This is a genomic window from Corallococcus terminator, from assembly GCF_049194865.1.
Lineage (GTDB): Bacteria > Myxococcota > Myxococcia > Myxococcales > Myxococcaceae > Myxococcus > Myxococcus terminator_A.
In genome coordinates, this window is sequence record NZ_JBLZWL010000126.1 from 1 (window position 1) to 18,611 (window position 18,611).

At 69.9% G+C, this 18,611-nt stretch carries 14 protein-coding genes and 1 pseudogene; 5 read left to right on the forward strand and 10 right to left on the reverse strand.

The window, feature by feature from the left end:
* The 4 genes and pseudogenes from ACN469_RS37600 to tesB all read right to left on the reverse strand — a co-directional run.
* Window positions 1–247 (reverse strand): annotated as a pseudogene (locus ACN469_RS37600) (methyl-accepting chemotaxis protein); the annotation flags it as partial.
* Window positions 248–267: 20 nt separating this feature from the next.
* On the reverse strand, window positions 268–807 hold the full coding sequence (locus ACN469_RS37605) for a PDC sensor domain-containing protein (protein ID WP_498776182.1): 540 nt from the start codon (window positions 805–807) through the stop codon (window positions 268–270).
* A gap of 205 nt (window positions 808–1,012) precedes the next feature.
* Entirely contained in the window at window positions 1,013–1,708 is a 696-nt protein-coding gene (locus ACN469_RS37610) for a glutamine amidotransferase-related protein (RefSeq protein ID WP_498776184.1), read from the reverse strand.
* A gap of 66 nt (window positions 1,709–1,774) precedes the next feature.
* Window positions 1,775–2,647: an acyl-CoA thioesterase II gene (gene tesB / locus ACN469_RS37615; RefSeq protein WP_498776186.1), complete on the reverse strand. Its 873-nt coding sequence runs from the start codon at window positions 2,645–2,647 to the stop codon at window positions 1,775–1,777.
* Between the two features lie 144 nt (window positions 2,648–2,791).
* On the opposite strand from tesB, the gene ACN469_RS37620 reads away from it, so the two are divergent.
* The 3 genes from ACN469_RS37620 to ACN469_RS37630 all read left to right on the forward strand — a co-directional run bounded on the left by ACN469_RS37620 (window position 2,792) and on the right by ACN469_RS37630 (window position 6,592).
* Window positions 2,792–4,405, forward strand: coding sequence for a M28 family metallopeptidase (locus ACN469_RS37620; protein ID WP_498776188.1), 1,614 nt, complete (start codon window positions 2,792–2,794; stop codon window positions 4,403–4,405).
* 223 nt (window positions 4,406–4,628) lie between these two features.
* Window positions 4,629–5,531 (forward strand): bile acid:sodium symporter family protein, encoded by a 903-nt coding sequence (locus ACN469_RS37625; protein WP_498776190.1) that lies wholly within the window; start codon window positions 4,629–4,631, stop codon window positions 5,529–5,531.
* Between the two features lie 59 nt (window positions 5,532–5,590).
* Window positions 5,591–6,592, forward strand: coding sequence for a hypothetical protein (locus tag ACN469_RS37630; RefSeq protein ID WP_498776192.1), 1,002 nt, complete (start codon window positions 5,591–5,593; stop codon window positions 6,590–6,592).
* 54 nt (window positions 6,593–6,646) lie between these two features.
* Here ACN469_RS37630 and ACN469_RS37635 read toward each other — a convergent pair whose 3' ends face one another.
* The 3 genes from ACN469_RS37635 to ACN469_RS37645 all read right to left on the reverse strand — a co-directional run bounded on the left by ACN469_RS37635 (window position 6,647) and on the right by ACN469_RS37645 (window position 11,121).
* Complete coding sequence (locus tag ACN469_RS37635) at window positions 6,647–7,129, reverse strand: FKBP-type peptidyl-prolyl cis-trans isomerase (protein WP_498776193.1); 483 nt, start codon at window positions 7,127–7,129, stop codon at window positions 6,647–6,649.
* Window positions 7,130–7,239: 110 nt separating this feature from the next.
* Window positions 7,240–8,688 (reverse strand): ribonuclease H-like domain-containing protein, encoded by a 1,449-nt coding sequence (locus tag ACN469_RS37640; protein ID WP_498776195.1) that lies wholly within the window; start codon window positions 8,686–8,688, stop codon window positions 7,240–7,242.
* A gap of 15 nt (window positions 8,689–8,703) precedes the next feature.
* On the reverse strand, window positions 8,704–11,121 hold the full coding sequence (locus tag ACN469_RS37645; protein WP_498776196.1) for a DEAD/DEAH box helicase: 2,418 nt from the start codon (window positions 11,119–11,121) through the stop codon (window positions 8,704–8,706).
* A gap of 90 nt (window positions 11,122–11,211) precedes the next feature.
* Between ACN469_RS37645 and ACN469_RS37650 the strand changes: the two genes are divergently transcribed.
* Window positions 11,212–12,459, forward strand: coding sequence for an ArsB/NhaD family transporter (locus ACN469_RS37650; protein ID WP_498776198.1), 1,248 nt, complete (start codon window positions 11,212–11,214; stop codon window positions 12,457–12,459).
* Window positions 12,460–12,483: 24 nt separating this feature from the next.
* Here ACN469_RS37650 and ACN469_RS37655 read toward each other — a convergent pair whose 3' ends face one another.
* Window positions 12,484–13,317 carry a hypothetical protein gene (locus tag ACN469_RS37655; RefSeq protein WP_498776199.1) on the reverse strand — a complete coding sequence of 278 codons (834 nt, stop codon included), beginning with the start codon at window positions 13,315–13,317 and terminating at the stop codon, window positions 12,484–12,486.
* Between the two features lie 168 nt (window positions 13,318–13,485).
* Here ACN469_RS37655 and ACN469_RS37660 point away from each other — a divergent pair, with 168 nt between their 5' ends.
* Entirely contained in the window at window positions 13,486–14,187 is a 702-nt protein-coding gene (locus ACN469_RS37660) for a GspE/PulE/PilB domain-containing protein (protein ID WP_498776201.1), read from the forward strand.
* Between the two features lie 14 nt (window positions 14,188–14,201).
* Here the strand turns inward: ACN469_RS37660 and ACN469_RS37665 are convergent, their stop codons facing one another.
* Window positions 14,202–16,418, reverse strand: a complete 2,217-nt coding sequence (locus tag ACN469_RS37665) for a cyclic nucleotide-binding domain-containing protein (RefSeq protein ID WP_498776202.1) — start codon at window positions 16,416–16,418, stop codon at window positions 14,202–14,204.
* A complete protein-coding gene (locus tag ACN469_RS37670) occupies window positions 16,418–18,538 on the reverse strand; it encodes a HEAT repeat domain-containing protein (protein ID WP_498776203.1) in 2,121 nt (706 codons plus the stop codon). Before ACN469_RS37670 ends, ACN469_RS37665 begins: the two co-directional genes overlap by 1 nt.
* Between the last annotated feature and the right edge of the window lie 73 nt (window positions 18,539–18,611).

Below are 18,611 nucleotides of genomic sequence, written 5' to 3' on the forward strand. Positions count from 1 at the left end.
GCGCGCCGCGGAGGATGGCGTCCTCGGACCAGCTCCGGGCATTCGCCTCGCGCTCGGCCAGGGTGGACTCGACCAGATCTCGAAGGCCCTGCGCCTCCACGCGCAAGGTGGCGTGGATCTGCGACTGGAGGTTGTCGGAGATGAAGATGCGCCCAAGGATGTTGAGCGGCCCCAGCGCGCAGAGCGTGAGCAGGGAGACCGCCAGCGTCAGGCGGGTGCGGAGGGAGAGAGCGTCGAGCAAGCGCATGGTCGGTCCACGATGAGGCTTCAGAGGTCCAGCAGGGAGAGGCCGATGGTGACGGCGCCGATGACACGGCCGCCGTCGCGGACAGGGAGGGAGACCTGGATGACGTAGGCCTGGGAGGACTCGTCGAAGAAGGGGTGCTCGGTCAGCACCCGCCCTTGCTTGAACGGGACCTGGAACTTGTCTTCGTCACCCTGCCAGTAGTCGGACGTCCGCCGCGTGGCGCCCACCAGCGCGCCCTGGCGATCCATCACGAACGCCTCCGCCACCTTGCGCCTCCCCACGGCCTCGCGGTGGCGCGCCAGCACCCGCGAGCAGGCGGCCTCCAGCACACGCTGCTTGAAGGGGGTCATCGCCGGAGTGGACAGCCACGCGTCGTCGTCCGCGCGAATGGAGGCGAGCGCGGCTCCGCGCGCGTTCTGCTCGCGCACCGCTTGCACCAGCTCCGGGTCCACGGCCATCCGCTGGAGCGCCGGCAGCAGGCGCTCCACCTTCTCGAGCTGGGCGGCGCCGTCCGGGGGCAACCCCGCGAGCACCGTCAGCACCATGCCGAAACACCACATCCCGACCTCAACGCGTTCGCACGCTGTATCGGCGAGACAGACATCCCCCTCTACGCCGGCGAATGTCACCGACGATACATGATTGAGACATTTCGAGTGTGACAGGAGGGCAACGGGGCCCTCCCCTTCCCGGCTCGAACCCGCTCGCTCGGAGCCAAACGGACCCAGGGTCAAATCCTCCCTGGGCGCCACGAATTCTCGGAGTTCAGCTCACGCGTTGCGCGAAGTGCTCGGCGAGGCGATGGAGGAGCTCGGTATTCTCCCTTTCGGCGGATTCCAACTTCGGCAGCTGGGCCTTCAGCTCCGCGAGGTCCTTGCCGCGCTGGCGGAGGTCCTCCGCGCCCAGCTCCAGCCAGCGCCCCATCTCCTGGGCGGACAGCTCCAGGTGGAACTGGAAGCCGAAGGACGCGCCCAGGCGGAACGCCTGCTGGACGTAGCGGTCGGTGGAGGCCAGCAGCGTGGCGCCGGGCACGGCCTTGTAGGTGTCACCGTGCCAGTGCGCGACGACGGTGCGCGGACGCACGCCAGCGATGACGGAGTCCTTCAGCGCATCCGCGGTCCACCGCACCGGGCCCACGCCCACCTCGAAGCCGTTCTTGCCGGCGAAGACCTCCGCGCCCGCGGCGTCCGCGAGCAGCTGCGCGCCCAGGCAGATGCCCAGGCACGGGCGCTCGTGGGCGAGGCGCTCACGGAGGAGGCCCAGCTCCTCGCGCAGGAAGGGGTGTTGGTCCGCCTCGTAGACGCCCATGGGGCCGCCCATCACCACCACCAGCTCCGCGTCCACGTCCTCCCGGCGCACGGAGCGGAAGCGGTTGACGAGGGTGAAGCCCGCTTTCGCGAGCGCCGGTCCCAGGAGTCCAACGCCCTCGTGTTCCTCGTGCTGGTACACCACCGCGCGCATCGTGAAGACCTCCGTGTCCACCGTCGCGCGGGGAGCCTACCTGGATTCGCTCGGGCAGGGCGCGCGCTACGGCTTGTCGTCCTTGAGGATGCGCAGCAGTCCCTCCTGCGCCACGGAGGCGACGAGGCGGCCGTCGCGTGTGTAGACGGAGCCGCGCGCCAGGCCTCGCGCGTTGCTCGCCCAGGGGCTGTCCATGACGTAGAGCAGCCAGTCATTCACCTTCAGGTCCCCATGGAACCAGAGGGCGTGGTCCAGGCTCGCGCCGACGATTCGCTGCTGGAAGAAGCTGGCCGCGTGCGGCAGCAGGACGGTGCTGATGAGGTTGAAGTCGGACGCGTACGCCAGCACGTACTTGTGCACCTGCGGGTCATCCGGCAGCTCGCCGTCGGCGCGAATCCACACCGCCTTGCGAGGCTCGGCCGCGACGGGGTTGAACGGGTCGGTGTAGGCCACCGGTCGCATCTCGATGGGCTTGTCGCAGAGGATCTTCTCGCGCAGCCGTGCTGGGATTCGGTCCGCCTGGCGCAGGAGCAGCTCCAGGTCCGTGGGCAGGCTCTCCGGAGGCGGCACGTCGGGCATGGGGGACTGGTGCGCGAAGCCGACCTCGTCCCCGTGGAAGGACGCCATCATCGTGAAGATGGGCTGCCCCTTCTGGATGGCGACGATGCGCCGCGTGCTGATGCTGCCGCCGTCGCGCACGCGGTCCACGGTGTAGACGACGGGAAGGCTCGCGTCGCCGGGGCGCAGGAAGTAGCCATGCAGCGAGTGGACATGCCGCGCCGGCTCCACCGTCTGACTGGCCGCGGACAGGGCCTGCCCCAGCACCTGCCCGCCGAAGAGCTGGCGGAAGCCCAGGTCCTGGCTCCTCCCCCGGAACAGATTCTCCTCGATGGCTTCCAGCTTGAGGAGCTCCAGCAGCTCGGTCAGGACTCGACTCATGCGCCCCTCCTATCCGACGCCAGCCTCGCCTGTCTCGCCCTCCGTGAGGCAGGCGTGCGGCAGGGGACGGCTCCAGCGGGCACGGCTGGAATGGCCTGCTCCGCCGCTCGTTAGGAAGGCAGGCCCCTTGCCACGAGCGCGACCTTGCACCGTTCCGTGTTGCTGACCTCGCTGTTGCTGCTGCCCACCCTCGCCCCCGCAGCCGAGCCGTCCCCCGAGGTGAAGCGTTGGTGGGGCCACGTCCAGGTCCTCGCCGACGACAGCCTGCGCGGGCGGGACACCGGTAGCGAGGGCCACCGCAAGGCCGCCGCCTACGTGGCCCAGCAGCTCGCCGCCCTCGGCGTGAAGCCCGGCGCGGGCGACGGCTACCTCCAGGACGTGGAGCTGGTCTCGCGGCGACTGGTGGACGCGCGCTCGAAGCTGGCCCTGGTGCGCGAGGGCCAGAGCACCCCGCTCGTCATCGGCCGGGAGGCCTTCATCTCCCCGCGCCATGGCGACGCACGACAGGTGGACGCCGCCATGGTGTTCGTCGGCCATGGCCTGTCCATCCCCGAGGCCGGCCACGATGAGCTGGCGGGCGTGGACCTGAAGGGGAAGATCGCCGTGTTCATCCACGGCGGCCCGGAGAGCATCCCCGGGCCCCTGCGCGCCCACTACAACTCCCACACCGAGCGCCTCAAGGCGCTGAAGAAGGCGGGCGCCATCGGCACCGTGGTGCTCATGAACCCCAAGCACGCGGAGACGCCCTGGGAGCGCTCCGCCGCGTCGCGGCTCCAGCCCGCGATGAACTTCGCCGACCCGGCGCTGGACGAGTCCTCCGGTCTCCAGGTCAGCGTCATCTTCAACCCGGCGCACGCCGAGACGCTGTTCACCGGTGCCCCGCACTCCTTCAAGGACCTGCTCGCGCTCGCGGACGCGAACCAGCCCCTGCCGCGCTTCGAGCTGCCCTCACGCCTGCGGTCCAGCGCGGAGCGCGTCTCCGCGCCCGTGAAGTCCGCCAACGTCGTGGGCCTGCTCCCCGGGAGCGACCCGGTGCTGGCCCGGGAGTACGTCGTCCTCACCGCGCACCTGGACCACGTCGGCGTGGGAGCCCCCATCCAGGGCGACGCCATCTACAACGGCGCCATGGACAACGCGACGGGCGTGGCCGCCGTGCTGGAAGTGGCCCGCGCGCTCCAGGCCCAGAAGCCCCTGCGCTCCGTCCTCTTCGTCCTGGTGACGGGCGAGGAGAAGAGCCTGCTCGGCTCGCGATACTTCGCCGCGCACCCCACGGTGCCCGCCGACGCCATCGTCGCCAACTTCAACCTGGACATGTTCCTGCCGCTCTTCCCCCTCAAGCACCTGGTCGCCTACGGCCAGGACGAGTCCACCCTGGCCGCCCCCCTCCAGGAGGTCGCGACGGCGCGAGGCGTGAAGCTGCTGCCGGACCCCGAGCCCAACCGCATGCTCTTCATCCGCAGCGACCAGTACGCCTTCATCCTCCAGGGCGTGCCGGCCCTCTCCTTCAAGTTCGGCTACACCCCAGGCTCCCCCGAGGAGCGCGCCTTCAAGGCGTGGTACACGCGGCACTACCACGCCCCGTCGGATGACCTCCGCCAGCCCATCGACAAGGACGCCGCCGTCCAGTTCGTGAAGCTCCTCACGGACCTGACGCGCACCGTGGCCAACGCCGCCGAGCGCCCGCGCTGGAACGACACCAGCTTCTTCCGCCGCTTCGCCCGCGCCACCCCGCCGGAAGGCAAACGCGACACCCCCTGAGCAAATGGTGACACCAGCCCGCACCGCCGGGTAACACGCGTACAGGTGTAGCTTTCCATCGATGTGACAAATGAATGACGCCGGGCGTCATGACGCGCGAGCCCCCCGTCGCAAATCGCGAGGGGGTGGCTTGAAGCGAGACACCCAAGTGCGCCACGCTTGTTTGCATTGAGACACCAGCGCGGCGCGGGCGACGAAACGCCCGAAACTCGGCGGGGGGCGAATGCAGTCAAACGTATTCACCGCGGTACTGATTCCATTGTCGTTGGCCGTCATCATGCTCGGCCTGGGACTGACTCTGACGCTCGCGGACTTCAAGCGCGTCATCGTCTACCCGCGAGCGGTGATTGTCGGGCTCGTGTGCCAGATGCTGGTGCTTCCCGCCGGCTGTGCGCTCGTGGCCCATGCCTTCGGACTGGGACCGGAGCTGGCGGTGGGGCTGATGTTGCTGGCGGCGTCCCCAGGAGGCGCGACGGCGAACCTCTTCAGCCACCTGGCTCGCGGTGACGTCGCGCTCAACATCACGCTGACGGCGGTGAACAGCGCGCTGACGCTCATCACGCTGCCGCTCATCGTCAACCTGTCCCTGATGCACTTCATGGGCGAGGACCGCGCGGTCCCCATGCAGTTCACCAAGGTGCTCCAGGTCTTCATCATCGTGCTGGGCCCGGTGAGCATCGGGATGCTCGTGCGCTCCCGCAAGCCGAGCGTCGCCCAGGCGCTGGACAAGCCCATCCGGCTCATGTCCGTCGCGTTCCTCATCGTGGTGATTGCCGCCGCCGTCTACCAGGAGCGGGAGCACATCGGCCTGTACTTCAAGCAGGTGGGGCTGGCGGCGCTGAGCTTCAACCTGCTGAGCATGGCCATCGGATACATCACCCCGCTGGTGTTCCGCCTGCCGCGACGTCAGGCGGTGGCCATCGGCATGGAGATCGGCATCCACAACGGCATCCTGGCCATGACCATCGCCATGAGCCCGCTGCTGCTCGGCAACGCGACGATGGCCATCCCGCCCGCCATCTACAGCATCATCATGTACTTCACGGCGGCGATCTTCGGCTACGCGGTGACGCGTCGCCACGCAGACGAACAAACGAGCCCCGCGGTTTCTCCCAGTCGTTCCTGAATCACTGAGCCGCGGTCCGCCTCGCCGCGGTCCCCCCTCACAACCGAGGAAGTGTCGAGATGATGCTCAAGCGTCTATCGCTGTCCATTTGCACGCTCTGCCTGAGCCTGGGCCTGGTGTCTCCCGCGGCCGCGCAGCAGCCCACCGCCGCCCAGCCGTCCGATGTTCCGACGGCCGGGACGCCTCAACCACCGGAAGTCACGCCGGCCAACGAGCCGTCGCCGCTTCCCTCACCCCGCCCCATCCCGAACGTCCGGCTGTACATGACGAGCTTCAACCTCTTCCGGGTCAACCCGATTGGCCTGGAGACGCAGAACCGCCTGGTCATCCAGAAGCGCCTGCTCGACAGCGAGTCGGTGCTGTTCCGCGACACGTTCGTCAACGCCGCGGCGCTCATCAAGGCCAACCCCGCCTCGCTCAAGGTGGGCCCCCAGTTCGAAATCCAGCCCATCGCCCTGTTCAACCTGCGCGCCAGCTACGAGTACACGCGCTTCCTGGGCACCATGGGCTTCCTCCAGTCGTATCCGACGCCGTTCCAGGACTTCTCGGATGACGCCCTGGACCTGGGCGAGACCAGCGCCTACAGCACCAGCGGCCACCACTTCCTGCTGGAGCCGACGCTCCAGGCGAAGGTGGGCCCCATCGCGGTGCGCGCCAAGTTCAGCGTGGAGTACTGGAACTTGACGCTGCGCGACGGCGCGACGTCGTTCTATGACCCGATGCTGGACTCGATTCTCGCGGGCAAGGGCTGGGTCTTCACCAACGACTCGGACGTCGTCTACCTGTCCGGCCGGTGGATGCTGGGTGCGCGCTTCAGCGCCGTGTGGCCCCGCTACAACGAGGACCAGGGCGTCTCTGGCAACACCACGGTCGACAACAGCCACATGCGCGCGGGCCCGGTCGCCTCGTATGCGTTCAACACGGACGAGGGGACGATGTTCAACCGTCCCACGGTGCTCGGCATGGTGGCCTGGTACCTGAAGCACCCGAGCCGGCAGGAGGCCATGCCGTACATGCTCGTCGGCTTCTCCTTCAACTCGGACCTGATGGGCGGTCGCTGAGCTGAGGAAATGGGAAGGGAGGGCCTCCAAGGCCCTCCCTCCCGCACCGGGCACTCAGTGCGCGTCGTCCGGACCGTGCGCGTGGCCGTGCTCGAGCTCCTCGGCCGTCGCGGCGCGGACGTCACGGACGGTGACGTCGAAGTGCAGCGTCTTGCCGGCGAGCGGGTGGTTGTAGTCCACCACCACGAGGTCGCCCTTGATTGACTTGATGAGGAAGTCCACCTCGTCCCCGTCGGGGTCCGTGGCGGTGAGGATGCCACCCTCGGTCAGCTCGAGGCCCTCCGGGAACTCGCTCTTGGGAACTTCCTCGACGCCTTCCGGGTCATGCGGCCCGTAGCCGTCCTCGGGAGGGATGACCACCGCCAGGGAGTCCCCCTTGGCCTTGCCCTCCAGGGCCTTCTCCAGACCGGGGACGACCTCCTCGTGGCCCTGCAGATAGACGAGCGGATCTCCAGGCTCGCTCTCGTCCACCATGATTCCATCGCCCAGGTGGAGCCGGAAGTCGATGGAGACGACACTGTCCTTCGTGATTTTCATGGCGCCTCTCTTAGCGCAGGCCGGGGTCCAACGCTCCCATCATGTGCTCGGTCGACCTGCGGGTGGGCATGGGAGCGAGCCGGCCCGCCCGAAACCGGACGCAAGGGCTTTCAGACGCCAGGGCGCGGGGGCCGGGCGCCTGGCTCCAACGCGCGGCCTCGCGTGCTCCGGTCGATGCGGCCCTCCAGACGAACGATGCGGCGCCGGTGGTCATCCGGCAACTCCGCCGCCGCCGACAAGCGCGCGTGGCGCAGCGCGCTCGCGAGGTCCTTGAGGGAGTGCTCGTAGAGCTTGGTCAGCTCCAGGTGGAGCGTCGCCGCCTGGAAGCCTCGGGCCGAGTCCAGCGCTTGGAGCAGATGTTCGGCCGCGACCTGGGACTCGCCAGCCATGCGGGCCAGCCGTGACACCAGGGCATGGGCGTCCACCCCCACCGTGCCTGAGCCGCCCGTCGCCGCCAGGGCGAAGGCCCGCGCCCGGGCAAGGTCTCCCGCCCGGAGCGCGACTCCGGCGAAGCCCAGCAAGTCCCTCGGGTCCTCACCGGAGGGAACGGCGGTGCCATCCCCTGCCCTGAACTTGCGCACCAGCTCGCCGAGGAGCGCGGCCAGCAGGAGCAAGTCATTGGCGTTGTGCTCCAGCACCGGCGTCAGCGCGGAGCCGTCACCGCCGCGCAGGTAACGGAAGTACAGGTCCGGAATCAGCGAGCCGTCCACGTCGTCGACGCGGCGGTGGCCGAGCACCTGCTCCTCCACGTGCACCAACCGCGTGCCCGCGCCCCGGTGCTTGAAGACGCGGCGCGCGCAGTGCAGCAAGTCCAGGTGCGGCAGCTCCGGCGGTGTCGCGACGCGGTTGAGCACGAAGCGCGTGCGCAACAGCGGCCAGTCGAAGCTCTTGCCGTTGAACGTCACGAGGCATGAGGACGTGGCCATGCGCGCGGCGAGCACCCGCAGCATGGGGGCCTCCTCGCCCAGCTTGCGCAGGAAGAGCTGGTGCACGCGCAGCGAGCGACCCTCGAACCATGCGAGCCCCACCAGGAAGGGCACGGTGCCGGTGCCGCCCGCGAGCCCCGTGGTCTCCGTGTCCAGGAAGAGCATCCGCTGGAAGTCCACCCCCGCCAGCTCCTCGTGCAGCGCGAGCCGGGCGACCAGCGCACCCTCGACGTCCAGCGCTCCCGCCACGGACGCGGAGCCGTGCTTGTGCTCCGGGGACAGGAGCGTCTCCGACACGTGGACCGTCCCGTACGGCGTCTCCTGGGACACCACCGGAAGCGGGCCTGGGCGGGGCTTCGCGGGAACAGGCCCCCTGCGCGCGGCCGTCTGGCCCTGGCGCTCGGACCAGTCCGCGAGCATCCGCCGGAGGGACTCGATGCGTGGGTCCTTCGGGGCCGTGGGCTCCGTGGGCTCGGGGCTCGGCGAGGCTCCTGGGGAGGGGGACTCAACGGGAGGCGTGGACGGGGCGTCGGCTCGCGGAGAGGACTCGGGCAGCGTGGCCACGCGAGTCGGCGCGGGCTTGCCTCCCGGGCCCACGCTCGTCAGTCGCGCCAGCTTTCGCTTGAGGTCCACGCGCCGAGCCTCCGTCTACTGCACGCCGGCGATGCCGAGCACCGACAGGAGCTCCAGCCCCAGTCGCTTGCGTGGATGTGGATCCACCGGAGCCTGTCCGGGCATGACGCCGGACGCGGGACCGATGCAGGCCGGGCAGCCCTCCTCACAGGCGCAGGACTCCAGCAGGCGCCGCGCGCGCACGAGCAACTCGTCCCGCTGGTCGAAGAGTCGCGCGGCCAGTCCCACGCCGCCGGGCACGTTGTCGTAGAGGAAGATGGTGGGGTCGAACCCCACGCCGCCGTCCTTGCGCGGAGGCCCGTCAGCGTCATCGCGACTGCCGAGCGTCTTGCCCACGTCCCTCGGGTCGATCATCAACCCCACGCACGCCACCGTCCGCAGCGCGGTGGCCACGCCGCGAAGCGCGTCGATGACGGCCGGGCGCGGAGCATTCATCGAGCGCACCACCGACTCCGGCACCGTCAGCCAGAGGGACGTGGTGTGCATCTGCATCTCCGGGAGCGCCACGTCGCCGTAACCGACGTTCTCATGCGTGTGGTACTTGATCTTCTTGTAGCCCACCACCTTCTCGATGACGCTCACCTCGCCCATGCCGGCATGCAGCTCCGGCCCCATGGGCGCGCTCTGGTCCTCTTGAATGACATTCACGCGCACGTACGTCATCGCGTCCGTGAAGTAGTCCGGCGCCACCTTGCGGACGAAGGCCTTGTGGTTCTCGTAGTCGAACTTCTCGACTTGATACTGCTCGCCCTCGTGCTGGTAGATGGCCTGCTCGTGCAACATCGTATGCGCCGAGCGGAAGTCCATCTCCGCCAGCGTCCGGTCCGTGCCCCGCTCGATGATGACGACGTTGTCCCAGCCCACGCTGCGCAGGGACACGTGGTTGGCCGGGTACGCGTCGGAGGACCAGTGGAACACGCGCCGACCGCCCTCCCCCGCCGTGGGATGAACGACTTCGTGCTGCGCGAGGAAGCCCAGCGCCTCCGCCGTCGACTCCGGCGGCACGTCGCCAAAGGGCTCGCCCTCCTCGAAGGGCAGCTCGAAGGACGCGCACTTGAGGTGCTGGACGAGGATCTCCACGTTGTCCGGGTCGATGCGCGCGTGCTCCACCGGCGCGCCGATGAGGAAGCGCGGGTCCGCCGCGAGGTACTGGTCCAACGGGGCACTCGACGTCACGAGCAGCGCCAGGCTGCCCGCGCCTCGACGACCCGCGCGACCGAAGCGTTGCATCAGCGCGGCCACCGAACCGGGGTATCCAGCACACACCACCGCGTCCAGTGAGCCGATGTCGATGCCCAGCTCCAGCGCGTTGGTGGCGACGACACAGCGCACCTCGCCCGCGCGCAGCGCCGCCTCCGTGGCCCGGCGCGTGCCCGGCAGGTAGCCGCCCCGGTAGCCCTGGATGAGCGACGGGTCCAACTTCTCCTCGATGAACCTGTCCCGCAGGTACTTGAGCATCACCTCGATGTTGTTGCGCGACTGGCCGAACAGCAGCGTGGACACGCCCGCGCGCACCAGGTCCGCCGTCAGACGCACCGACGTCTTCAAGTAGCTGGCGCGAATGCCCAGCTCCGCGTTGACCACGGGCGGGTTGAACACCAGCACCCGGCGCTCACCGGCCGGCGCCCCGCTCTCGGAGACCAGCTCCACGTCGCACCCGAGCATCCGCCGCGCATGCGCCTGCGGATTGCCGATGGTGGCCGAGGCCGCGATGAACACCGGGTCCGAGCCGTGGAAGCGCGCCACGCGTCGCAGGCGGCGCAGCACGTTGGCCAGGTGCGAGCCGAAGACGCCGCGGTACGTGTGCAGCTCGTCGATGACGACGTAGCGCAGATTGGAGAACAGGCGCGCCCAGCTCGCGTGGTGCGGGAGGATGCCCGTGTGCAGCATGTCCGGGTTGGTGAGCAGCACGCCCCCGCGCTCCCGAGCCGCTCGCCGCGCATCCGCCGGGGTGTCTCCGTCGAAGGTGATGGCCCCGTGGGACAGTCCCGCCTCGCGCATGAACGCGCGCAGGGACTCCTCTTGATCTCGCGACAAGGCCTTGGTGGGAAACAGGTACAGGGCGCGCGCCTGCGGCTCCCGCGCGAAGCGATCCAACAGCGGCAGGTTGTAGCAGAGGCTCTTGCCGGAGGCCGTTGGTGTAGCAATGACCAGGTTCTTCCCGGAACGGGCCAGGCGGAAGGCCTCGGCCTGGTGGGAGAAGAGCTGCTCGACGCCCCTTTGGCGCAGGGCTTCGCGGACCTGGGGCGCCACCTCGTCCGGAATGGGGGCGAAGGAACCCACCCGGGCGGGAGTCGCCTCGTCGAGTGAGAAGCAGGGCCCCAGCCCCTTGTCCGCCTTCCACTGCTGAAGCACGGAGTCCAGGCCCCGGGGGGCGTTCCAGGGGGTGCGGCGGGGGCCACCGAAGGCCCCTTCTTCCTTCTCGAACTTCATGGGTCGGGCACTGTACAGGCGTGTACCCGGCCGGACAACGCGAACGCGGCCAGCGCGCGTGAGATGGCGCTCGGCTAGGGTGCGCCGCCCGTGGCCCTCGCCATCTTCCTGTTCACCTACGTCTTCATCGCCGGCGCCCGGCTCCCCTATCTCAAGCTGGACCGTCCTGGCGGTGCGCTGCTGGGCGCCGTGCTGATGGTGGTGCTCGGCGTCGTCACTCCCGCCGAGGTCTTCAACCACAGCGAGGACCCCGCCCGACACGCCATCGACGCGGACACCATCGTCCTGTTGCTGGGGATGATGCTGCTGGCGGCCTATCTCTCCCAGGCGGCGTTCTTCCGCACGGCGGGGGCGTGGGCCGTGAAGCGCGCGCGCACGCCCCGGATGCTGCTGGTGGCGGTGACGTTCATCTCCGGGCTCTTGTCCGCCTTCCTCGTCAACGACACCGTGTGCTTGATGCTCACGCCGCTGGTGCTCGCCACGGTGGACGACGCGCGCCTGCCGCCCGTGCCGTACCTGCTCGCCGTCTGCATGGGCAGCAACAGCGGCTCGGTGGCCACCTTCACCGGTAACCCGCAGAACATGCTCATCCAGGGCGCGTCGGGAATCTCCTACGCGAGCTTCGCCGCGTACATGGCCCTGCCCGCCCTGCTCTCCACGGCCATTGTCGCGGGCGCGCTCGTGTTCATCTTCCGCAAGGAGCTGACGTCGACGCGCTTCGAGCCCCATCCGCCGCCTCCGCCCGTGGACCGGGGGCTGCTGGCGCTGACGCTCCTGGTCCTCGCGGGCGTCGTCGCCGCGTTCTTCGCGGGCCTGCCCATGAGCTGGAGCGCGCTCGCGGGCGCCGCGCTGGTCATGGCGCTGTCCCGACGGGAGCCGCGCGAGGCGCTGGAGCGCGTGGACTGGGTGTTGTTGCTCTTCTTCGCCAGCCTCTTCGTCGTCGTCTACGGCGTGAACAAGCACGGCTGGGCGGAGGACATCCGCCTGCTGTTCGCGCCGCTGATGACGGGGCCGGCGTGGCGGGAGACGCTGGGCTTCGCGGGGCTGACGCTGGTGGCGTCCAACATCTTCAGCAACGTGCCGTTCGTGATGCTCGCGCGCTCGTGGGTGCCCGCGCTCCAGAACGTGGAGCTGGGCTGGCACGTGCTGGCGCTGGGCTCCACGCTGGCCGGCAACCTCACGCTGGTGGGCAGCGTCGCCAACCTCATCGTCTTCGAGGCCGCGCGCGGGAAGGTGGAGATGAGCTTCCTGCGCTACCTGCGCGTGGGGCTGCCCGTCACGCTCGTCAGCTTCGTGGTGGGGCTCGCCGTGCTCCTCGCGGAGCACGCCCTCTTCTAGCGCCGGGCCCGGAGTCCTTCGGCCTCAGCTCGGGTCCGGGTCGGGGTCCGGCAGCTCGCCGGGGGCCAGCTCCGACTCGGGCGACTTCGGGGGCTCCACCACCGCCGGCGCGACGGTGTCCGGCGCGGTGTTGATGGGGTGGGCCGGGAGGGTGCCGCCCCCGCGCCTGTCTCTCGGCGTCAGGTCCTTCACGAAGTCGAGCGCCACCTGGTCCAACATGGTGGTCATCGCCTGACGGAAGAGGTCGGGGTCCTTGCCCACCTTGAACGGGTCCAGGTGCGCCGCGTCGGTCTCCGCCTGGTTGACCTCGAACGGGTGGCGCCAGACCTCCGAGCGACCATCCAGCGTGAACATCCGCCCATACCCGCGCAGGAAGGCGCCCGCGTGGCCCTTCTTGCTGCGCATGCCGTACTCCTGCACGACGAACTCGATGATGGTGTCCGCGCCCAGCGGCGTCACCAGGTCGTAGTCCGGAGCGTTCGCCGGGACTTCCTCCACGAGGAAGCTCTCCAGCACGGAGGCCACGCGCGCCGGGTCCACCGTCGCCGTCCACGGCGCCTCGCGCGGAAGCTGCGTCAGCGTGTTCACGCGCAGCCGCTCCGAGACTTCGAACCGCGTCACCGCCTGCTGGAGCTTCACCGTGAGCCGCCGGTCCGCTTCCACGGGCTCGAGTTTCTTGAGCTTGTCGCCGTATGCCGCGTCTTCACGGAATACGAAGCTGCGAGGGCCCGCGCCGTCCTCGATGCGGGAGATGAAGGCGGGGCGGCGCACGCGGTCCAGGTCCGTGCCGGCCAGCCGTTGCGACGCACAGCCGGCGCAGAGCGCCAGCGCGAGAAATGGGAGGAGGCTTCGCGTCATGCCCTGACATTTACCCCATTGCGGGAGTGCTCGCCCCTTCCCCACCGGCCGGCCGGTTCCCTGGGGGCCGGTCGACCCGGCCGCTGGTATGCTTGGGGGGTGAATCCTTCTTCCGTGCCACCCCCTTCTTCGCCCCCCGGCCGCAAGCGCCGGCTCGGGGAAATCCTCATGGATGCCGGCCTCCTGACGGAGACCCAGTTGAGATCCGCGCTCGCCGAGCAACGCAAGTGGGGCGGCCGGCTGGGCCTGACGCTGGTGCAGATGCGCTTCGTGGATGAGAACTCCATGGTCCACGCGCTGTCGCGCCAGCTCGCCATTCCGACAGTGGAGCTGGATGGCATGTCGCCCTCGGCCGTGGCGCTCCAGGCGCTGCGCGCGGATATCGCCGAGCGCTACACCGTCTTCCCCACCGCGGCGGACCCGGCCAACAAGCTGCTGACCGTCGCCACGGCGGACCCCACCAACGTGGAGTCCCTCCAAGAGCTGGCCTTCCACACGGGCCAGCGCATCCAGGTCGTCGTGGCCGCCGCGTCGTCCATCGAGCGCGCCATCCGCCGCCACTACCACGGCGAAATCACCTCCACGACGGCCTCGCCGCTGTCGTTCAACCTCGACGAGCAGACCTTCGAGCTGGCCCCGCCCTCCGAGCCGCTGGAGACCACGGGGCCTTCGCGCCCGATGGCCGCCAGTCAGACTCCCGCGCCCGTGAGGGAGAGCGAGCTGGCGCAGCGCGTGGATATCCTCACGCAGCAGGTGTCCGACCTGGAGCGCATGGTGGCGCAGCAGGCGCGCTCGCTGCGAGCCATGCTGGAGCTGCTGGAGACGCGGGGACTGGTCACCCGCGACGACTACCTGGCGAAGGTGCGCTGAAGCCCGCGCGCACCTCAGACCAGGATGAGCTCCTCTTCGCCGTCCAGCGAGTTCAAGGTGCCGGAGAGGTAGGTCCCCAGCACCTGCTCCGTGCGGCGAAGACGCTCGTCGCTCAGCTCGGAGATGAGCACGAGGATCTGCGGGTGGCTGGAGATGAGCGCGTCGAAGTCCTCGCGCGGCAGTCGTAGCAGCGTGGTGTGGCGCGCGGCCGTCACCGTGGCGGTAGCCGGCGTCTTCTGGAGGAGGGAGATTTCACCGAACAGGTCCCCCTCCTTCAGTCGCGTCAGCAGGTGCCCGTCCTTGTGCACCTCCACCTCGCCCGAGAGCAGGACATAGAGGCCGTCGGTCCGGTCACCATCCCGGATGATGACCTCTCCGCGCTCGATGTCGCGGGCGCGGAAGCGCTCCACCAGCGTGCGGCGGTCCTTCCGGTTGAACGGACGGAACAGCGCCGAGGTGTTCATCACGTTGGTGAGCAGGCGCTGGCGCACGAACTTCTTCAGGGCCGCCGCCACCTGGGGGTGGCTCCGCGAGAGCGACGTGAGCACGGTCGCGGAGATCTCGAGCAACTGCGTGTCCTCGGTGCCGGCCTCGACGGACGCGGTGCGAGGGGCTCCGGACAGGATGGCCATCTCGCCGAAGAACGCCCCGCCCTCCAGCGTGGCCAGGTCGACGCGGCGGCCTGACTCCGTCCGGAACACGCGGACCTGTCCTTCGCAGATGACGTAGAAGGAGTCGCCGTGGCTGCCCTGGTCGATGATGCGCTCGCCGAGGGTGAAGCGGTGCAAGGGGCAGCGCTCGAACAGCTCGATGAAGGCGTCGCGCGGAAGGTCCGAGAACAGCGGGATGGAGGGAAGCGCGTCCATCGAGGGCGCGTCGGTGACGACTTCCTCGGTGAGACTGAAGACCTCCTCCTCGTCTCCTCCCGTGAGGTCCTCGGCGCGCTGATGCAGGCCGGCCTGGGCCGCCAGCTCCACGGCATGGAGCAGGGAGTCGGCTTCCATCTCCAGTTCGGTGAAGGACGACGGGCTCGGCGGCACCGCGCGCAGCGAGGCCCCGAGTTCCCGCGACACTTCGCGGAAGGGCACGGCCGTGGCGCCCGCGTGAGGGGTGAGTTCCGCGCGGCGTGGGCGCAATCCCGGAGGCGCCGAGGGAGGGTCGATGACCGTCGGCGTCCGAGGCAGCTCGGCTGAATCCGCCGACCCCTGTTCCCCGATGGGCGAAGAGAGCGCCTTCCACTTGCCGCTCGGCGTGCGAGGCGTCAACGCGTCCACATTCGATGCGGAGGGCGGCTCCTCCGGCACGGGCGGGCGAACCCGCTGCGTGGCACGTGGCGCGAGTCCGGGCGGCAGCGAGGTGCCGCTGCCGTCACGCGCGCTGATGACGGTGGTCCCAGAAGGAACAGTGCCGGTGCTCGCGGGCGCGGCCTCGTTCGTGACCGCAATCGCGGCGGGTGCTGAGCCGATACTCGCGGGCGTTCCGAGTCCACCCGCACTCGTGACGACGGTCGCGCCGGGAACGGTACCGAGTGCATCCGGGCTCGTGACGGAAGTCCCAGCCACACTCGCGGAAGGCGGCGACTCGGGCTCGCCTAGCGCGATGTCGATGCCCTCGTGTTCCTCGGCCGACGAGGTGGAGGACTCCGCGTCCGCGTGAGTGAGCCCCAGGCTCACGGAGTGGACGACCTCTTCCGACGTCTCGATGGACCCCAGGATGGGGGCGTCATCCACGTTCAGCGCCAGCTCCGCGGGGAGCTCGTCCGAGAGGTTGACGGTGCCCTCCCCTGCCGCCAGCGCCGTCGGTGCGTCCGCGCGCGCCGGCGCGGCCTCGACTGGCACGGGGGCTGGGCGCTCGGGGGTGGGCGGCGCCAGGAGCGCGCTCGTCATGGGCCCGCGAGCACGAGCACCGGCCGGCGTTCCCCGACGTGCGTACAGGTTCGCCAGCATCTGCTGGACACCCTGGTGGCCGGGGTCCAGCTCCAGGATGAGCTTGCTCGCGGCGATGGCGCGCGGGAGGAAGCCCTCTTTCGCGAAGCCCTCGGCGGCGGACTGGTACGCGGCGATGGCGCGCTCGCGCTCACCCGCCTTGGCCCAGGCATCCCCCGTGCGCAGACGCGACTGGTGGTCCTTCGGGTCGAGCTTGCAGAAGTCCTCGTACAGCTCCGCGGCTTTGGAGAAGCGGCCCTTGGTGAAGGCTTCAGCGGCCCTGTCCTTGAGCTTGCGCGCCTCCATCACCTGGCTCCTTCGGCCGCGGTGCCACCCTTCTCCAGCGCCGCGCCCGCCGCGTCCCGCACGGTGCGGAAGTAGTCGCTCTTGAGCGCATCCAGCGACTCGCCCTGGTTCGTCGCCTCCATGCGCTTGAGCGCCGTGGCCGCCGCCGAGCGAATCTCCGGCAGGTCGTGGAACAAGTCTCGCGACACCACCTCCGCCGCCTGCGCATCACCGATCGTCCCGAGCGCGAGCAGCACATCCCGGCGCGCGACGCTGTTCGTCTCGTCCAGCGCCTTGATGAGCGTGGGCACGGCATCCTTCGACTTGAGGCGCCCGAGCAGCCCCGCCGCGAGCGCGGCCTCAGGGCCCCCTTCCTTCACCACCGTCTGGAGGACCTCGGACGCCGAGGCAGGCACACCCGAGCCCCGCGTCAGCGCGTCCAGCACCAGCAGCTTCTCCCCGCCCATCTTCGGGAGCAGCGCCACCAGCGCGGCCTGTCCCTCGGTCCCCGACTCGGAGAGGGCCTGCGCCAGCGCCTTCTGGAGATCCCGCTCGGGCTCCAGCATCCCCTCACTCGCGACGGCCACGCCCTCGGCGCCCAGGTGCGTCAGGCCCACCAGCGCCGCGGTGCGCAGGGGAATGCTCGAGTCCTGGCTGTACCCCTTGAGCAGCTCCAGCGCGCCCGGCGCACGGAGCAGCCCCAACGAGCGCAGCAGCGTCGCGACCGGCACCAGGCGCTCCGGCTCCACGTCGTCGAACAACTCCGTGGGCACGCGCGGCTTGACGACCGGACGACCGGAGGCGCGGGCCCGCTGCGCGTTGAGCGTCTTCACGCGCTCGAAGAGCGAAGCGTGGCGAGCCACCCGCTCGTCCGCGGGCTGGCCGGAGCCCCGCGGAGAGGACGGCGACAACGGGTCGAACTCCGCCGAGTAGTTCTCCGGCAGCTTCAGGGCGACCCAGTCGGTGCGCAGCGCCTCCAGCCCCTTGGCCTCTTGCTCGTAGAGCTTCTGGAGCTGCGGCACCACGGACGCGTCGCCCACGGCGGTGACGGCCTCCACCGCGAGCAGGCGCAGCGTGGCGTCGTTCTGGTTGAGCCAGGGGGTGACCTTCGGCAGCAGCGGCAGCGCGGCGGGCCCCAACCCGAGGACGGCTTGCAGGCCGCTCGCGGCGGTGGCGGGACGCGACAGGCGCTCGCCGATGGGGTCCATCGGGCAGCCGCCTCGCGAGCGCATCGCCTGGCCCGCGGAGAGCGCTTCGGCCGGCGCGCCATCGAGGGCGACGGCGCACAGCGCGGTGTCCGTCTCCGGCGTGCGGGGGAAGGACAGGATGGCGTCGATGGCCATGGGGCTCACGGCGCTCTTCTCCACCGCCACGGCCTGCAGGCGCGGCGCGGCAGCCGGGTCCTGCAACTTCATCAGCGCGATGATCGCGGACTCGCGCAGCTCGGGGAAGCTCTCGTCGAGCAGCAGGGCGATGGCCCCCACCGCGCGCTTGTCACCGGCGTCACCCAGGCCCCGCACCGCCGCGGCGGCGAGGATGACCTGACTGTCGCGGACCAGCGGCAACAGGCGATTCACGGCCTCCGGACGGCCGCTCTTGCCAAGCTCCTCGGCGGCGCCCACCCGCTCGGGCAGCGCTCCCTCGGTGAGCGTGAGCAGGTTGCGATCCCACTGCCCCTTGGCCTCGGCGGCGACGACTTCCGCCATGGCGCCTGGGACGTTGGCGTTCTTCAGGGCCTGGACGATGACCTGGCGGGTGGCGCGGCCTCGTCGCCCGTACTGGAGCGTGAGGTAGGCCTTGGCCTTGTCGTTCTTGACCTTGGAGAGCGCCATGGCGGCGCGGCCCTGGACCTCCTCGTCGGAGTCCTCCAGGAGCTCGCCGAGCAGGTCCACCACGCGGGGGTCCTGACTCTCCCCCAGCGCGACGGCGGCCTCGGCGCGGACGATGGCGGCCAGATCCTTGGCCGCCCGAGTGAAGAGGACGAGGTCGTCCGGATTGCCTTGCCCGGCGAGTTTCTTCACCGCCAGGGCGCGGACCTCCGGACGAGGACTCTGGAGATCCGCGAGGAGCTGGTCCCGGCTGCCGTTGCAACCGAGGACCAGGACCAGCATGAGGAGGAAGGGGCGCGTGCCGGTTCGCATCGGTCTCCGGTAAGGCGAACGGTGGAAAAGTCGCAGGGGGTTATATCAACGACCCCCGTGCCGCCCAATCCGC

Excerpts from the sequence above, each read along its gene's own strand:
- ACN469_RS37625 (WP_498776190.1), top strand. The coding sequence starts at position 4,629 with ATGCAGTCAAACGTATTCACCGCGGTACTGATTCCATTGTCGTTGGCC.
- ACN469_RS37665 (WP_498776202.1), bottom strand. The coding sequence starts at position 16,418 with ATGGAGGCGCGCAAGCTCAAGGACAGGGCCGCTGAAGCCTTCACCAAG.
- ACN469_RS37605 (WP_498776182.1), bottom strand. The coding sequence starts at position 807 with ATGTGGTGTTTCGGCATGGTGCTGACGGTGCTCGCGGGGTTGCCCCCG.
- ACN469_RS37645 (WP_498776196.1), bottom strand. The coding sequence starts at position 11,121 with ATGAAGTTCGAGAAGGAAGAAGGGGCCTTCGGTGGCCCCCGCCGCACC.
- ACN469_RS37670 (WP_498776203.1), bottom strand. The coding sequence starts at position 18,538 with ATGCGAACCGGCACGCGCCCCTTCCTCCTCATGCTGGTCCTGGTCCTC.
- ACN469_RS37610 (WP_498776184.1), bottom strand. The coding sequence starts at position 1,708 with ATGCGCGCGGTGGTGTACCAGCACGAGGAACACGAGGGCGTTGGACTC.
- ACN469_RS37655 (WP_498776199.1), bottom strand. The coding sequence starts at position 13,317 with ATGACGCGAAGCCTCCTCCCATTTCTCGCGCTGGCGCTCTGCGCCGGC.
- ACN469_RS37635 (WP_498776193.1), bottom strand. The coding sequence starts at position 7,129 with ATGAAAATCACGAAGGACAGTGTCGTCTCCATCGACTTCCGGCTCCAC.
- tesB (WP_498776186.1), bottom strand. The coding sequence starts at position 2,647 with ATGAGTCGAGTCCTGACCGAGCTGCTGGAGCTCCTCAAGCTGGAAGCC.
- ACN469_RS37630 (WP_498776192.1), top strand. The coding sequence starts at position 5,591 with ATGATGCTCAAGCGTCTATCGCTGTCCATTTGCACGCTCTGCCTGAGC.
- ACN469_RS37660 (WP_498776201.1), top strand. The coding sequence starts at position 13,486 with ATGGATGCCGGCCTCCTGACGGAGACCCAGTTGAGATCCGCGCTCGCC.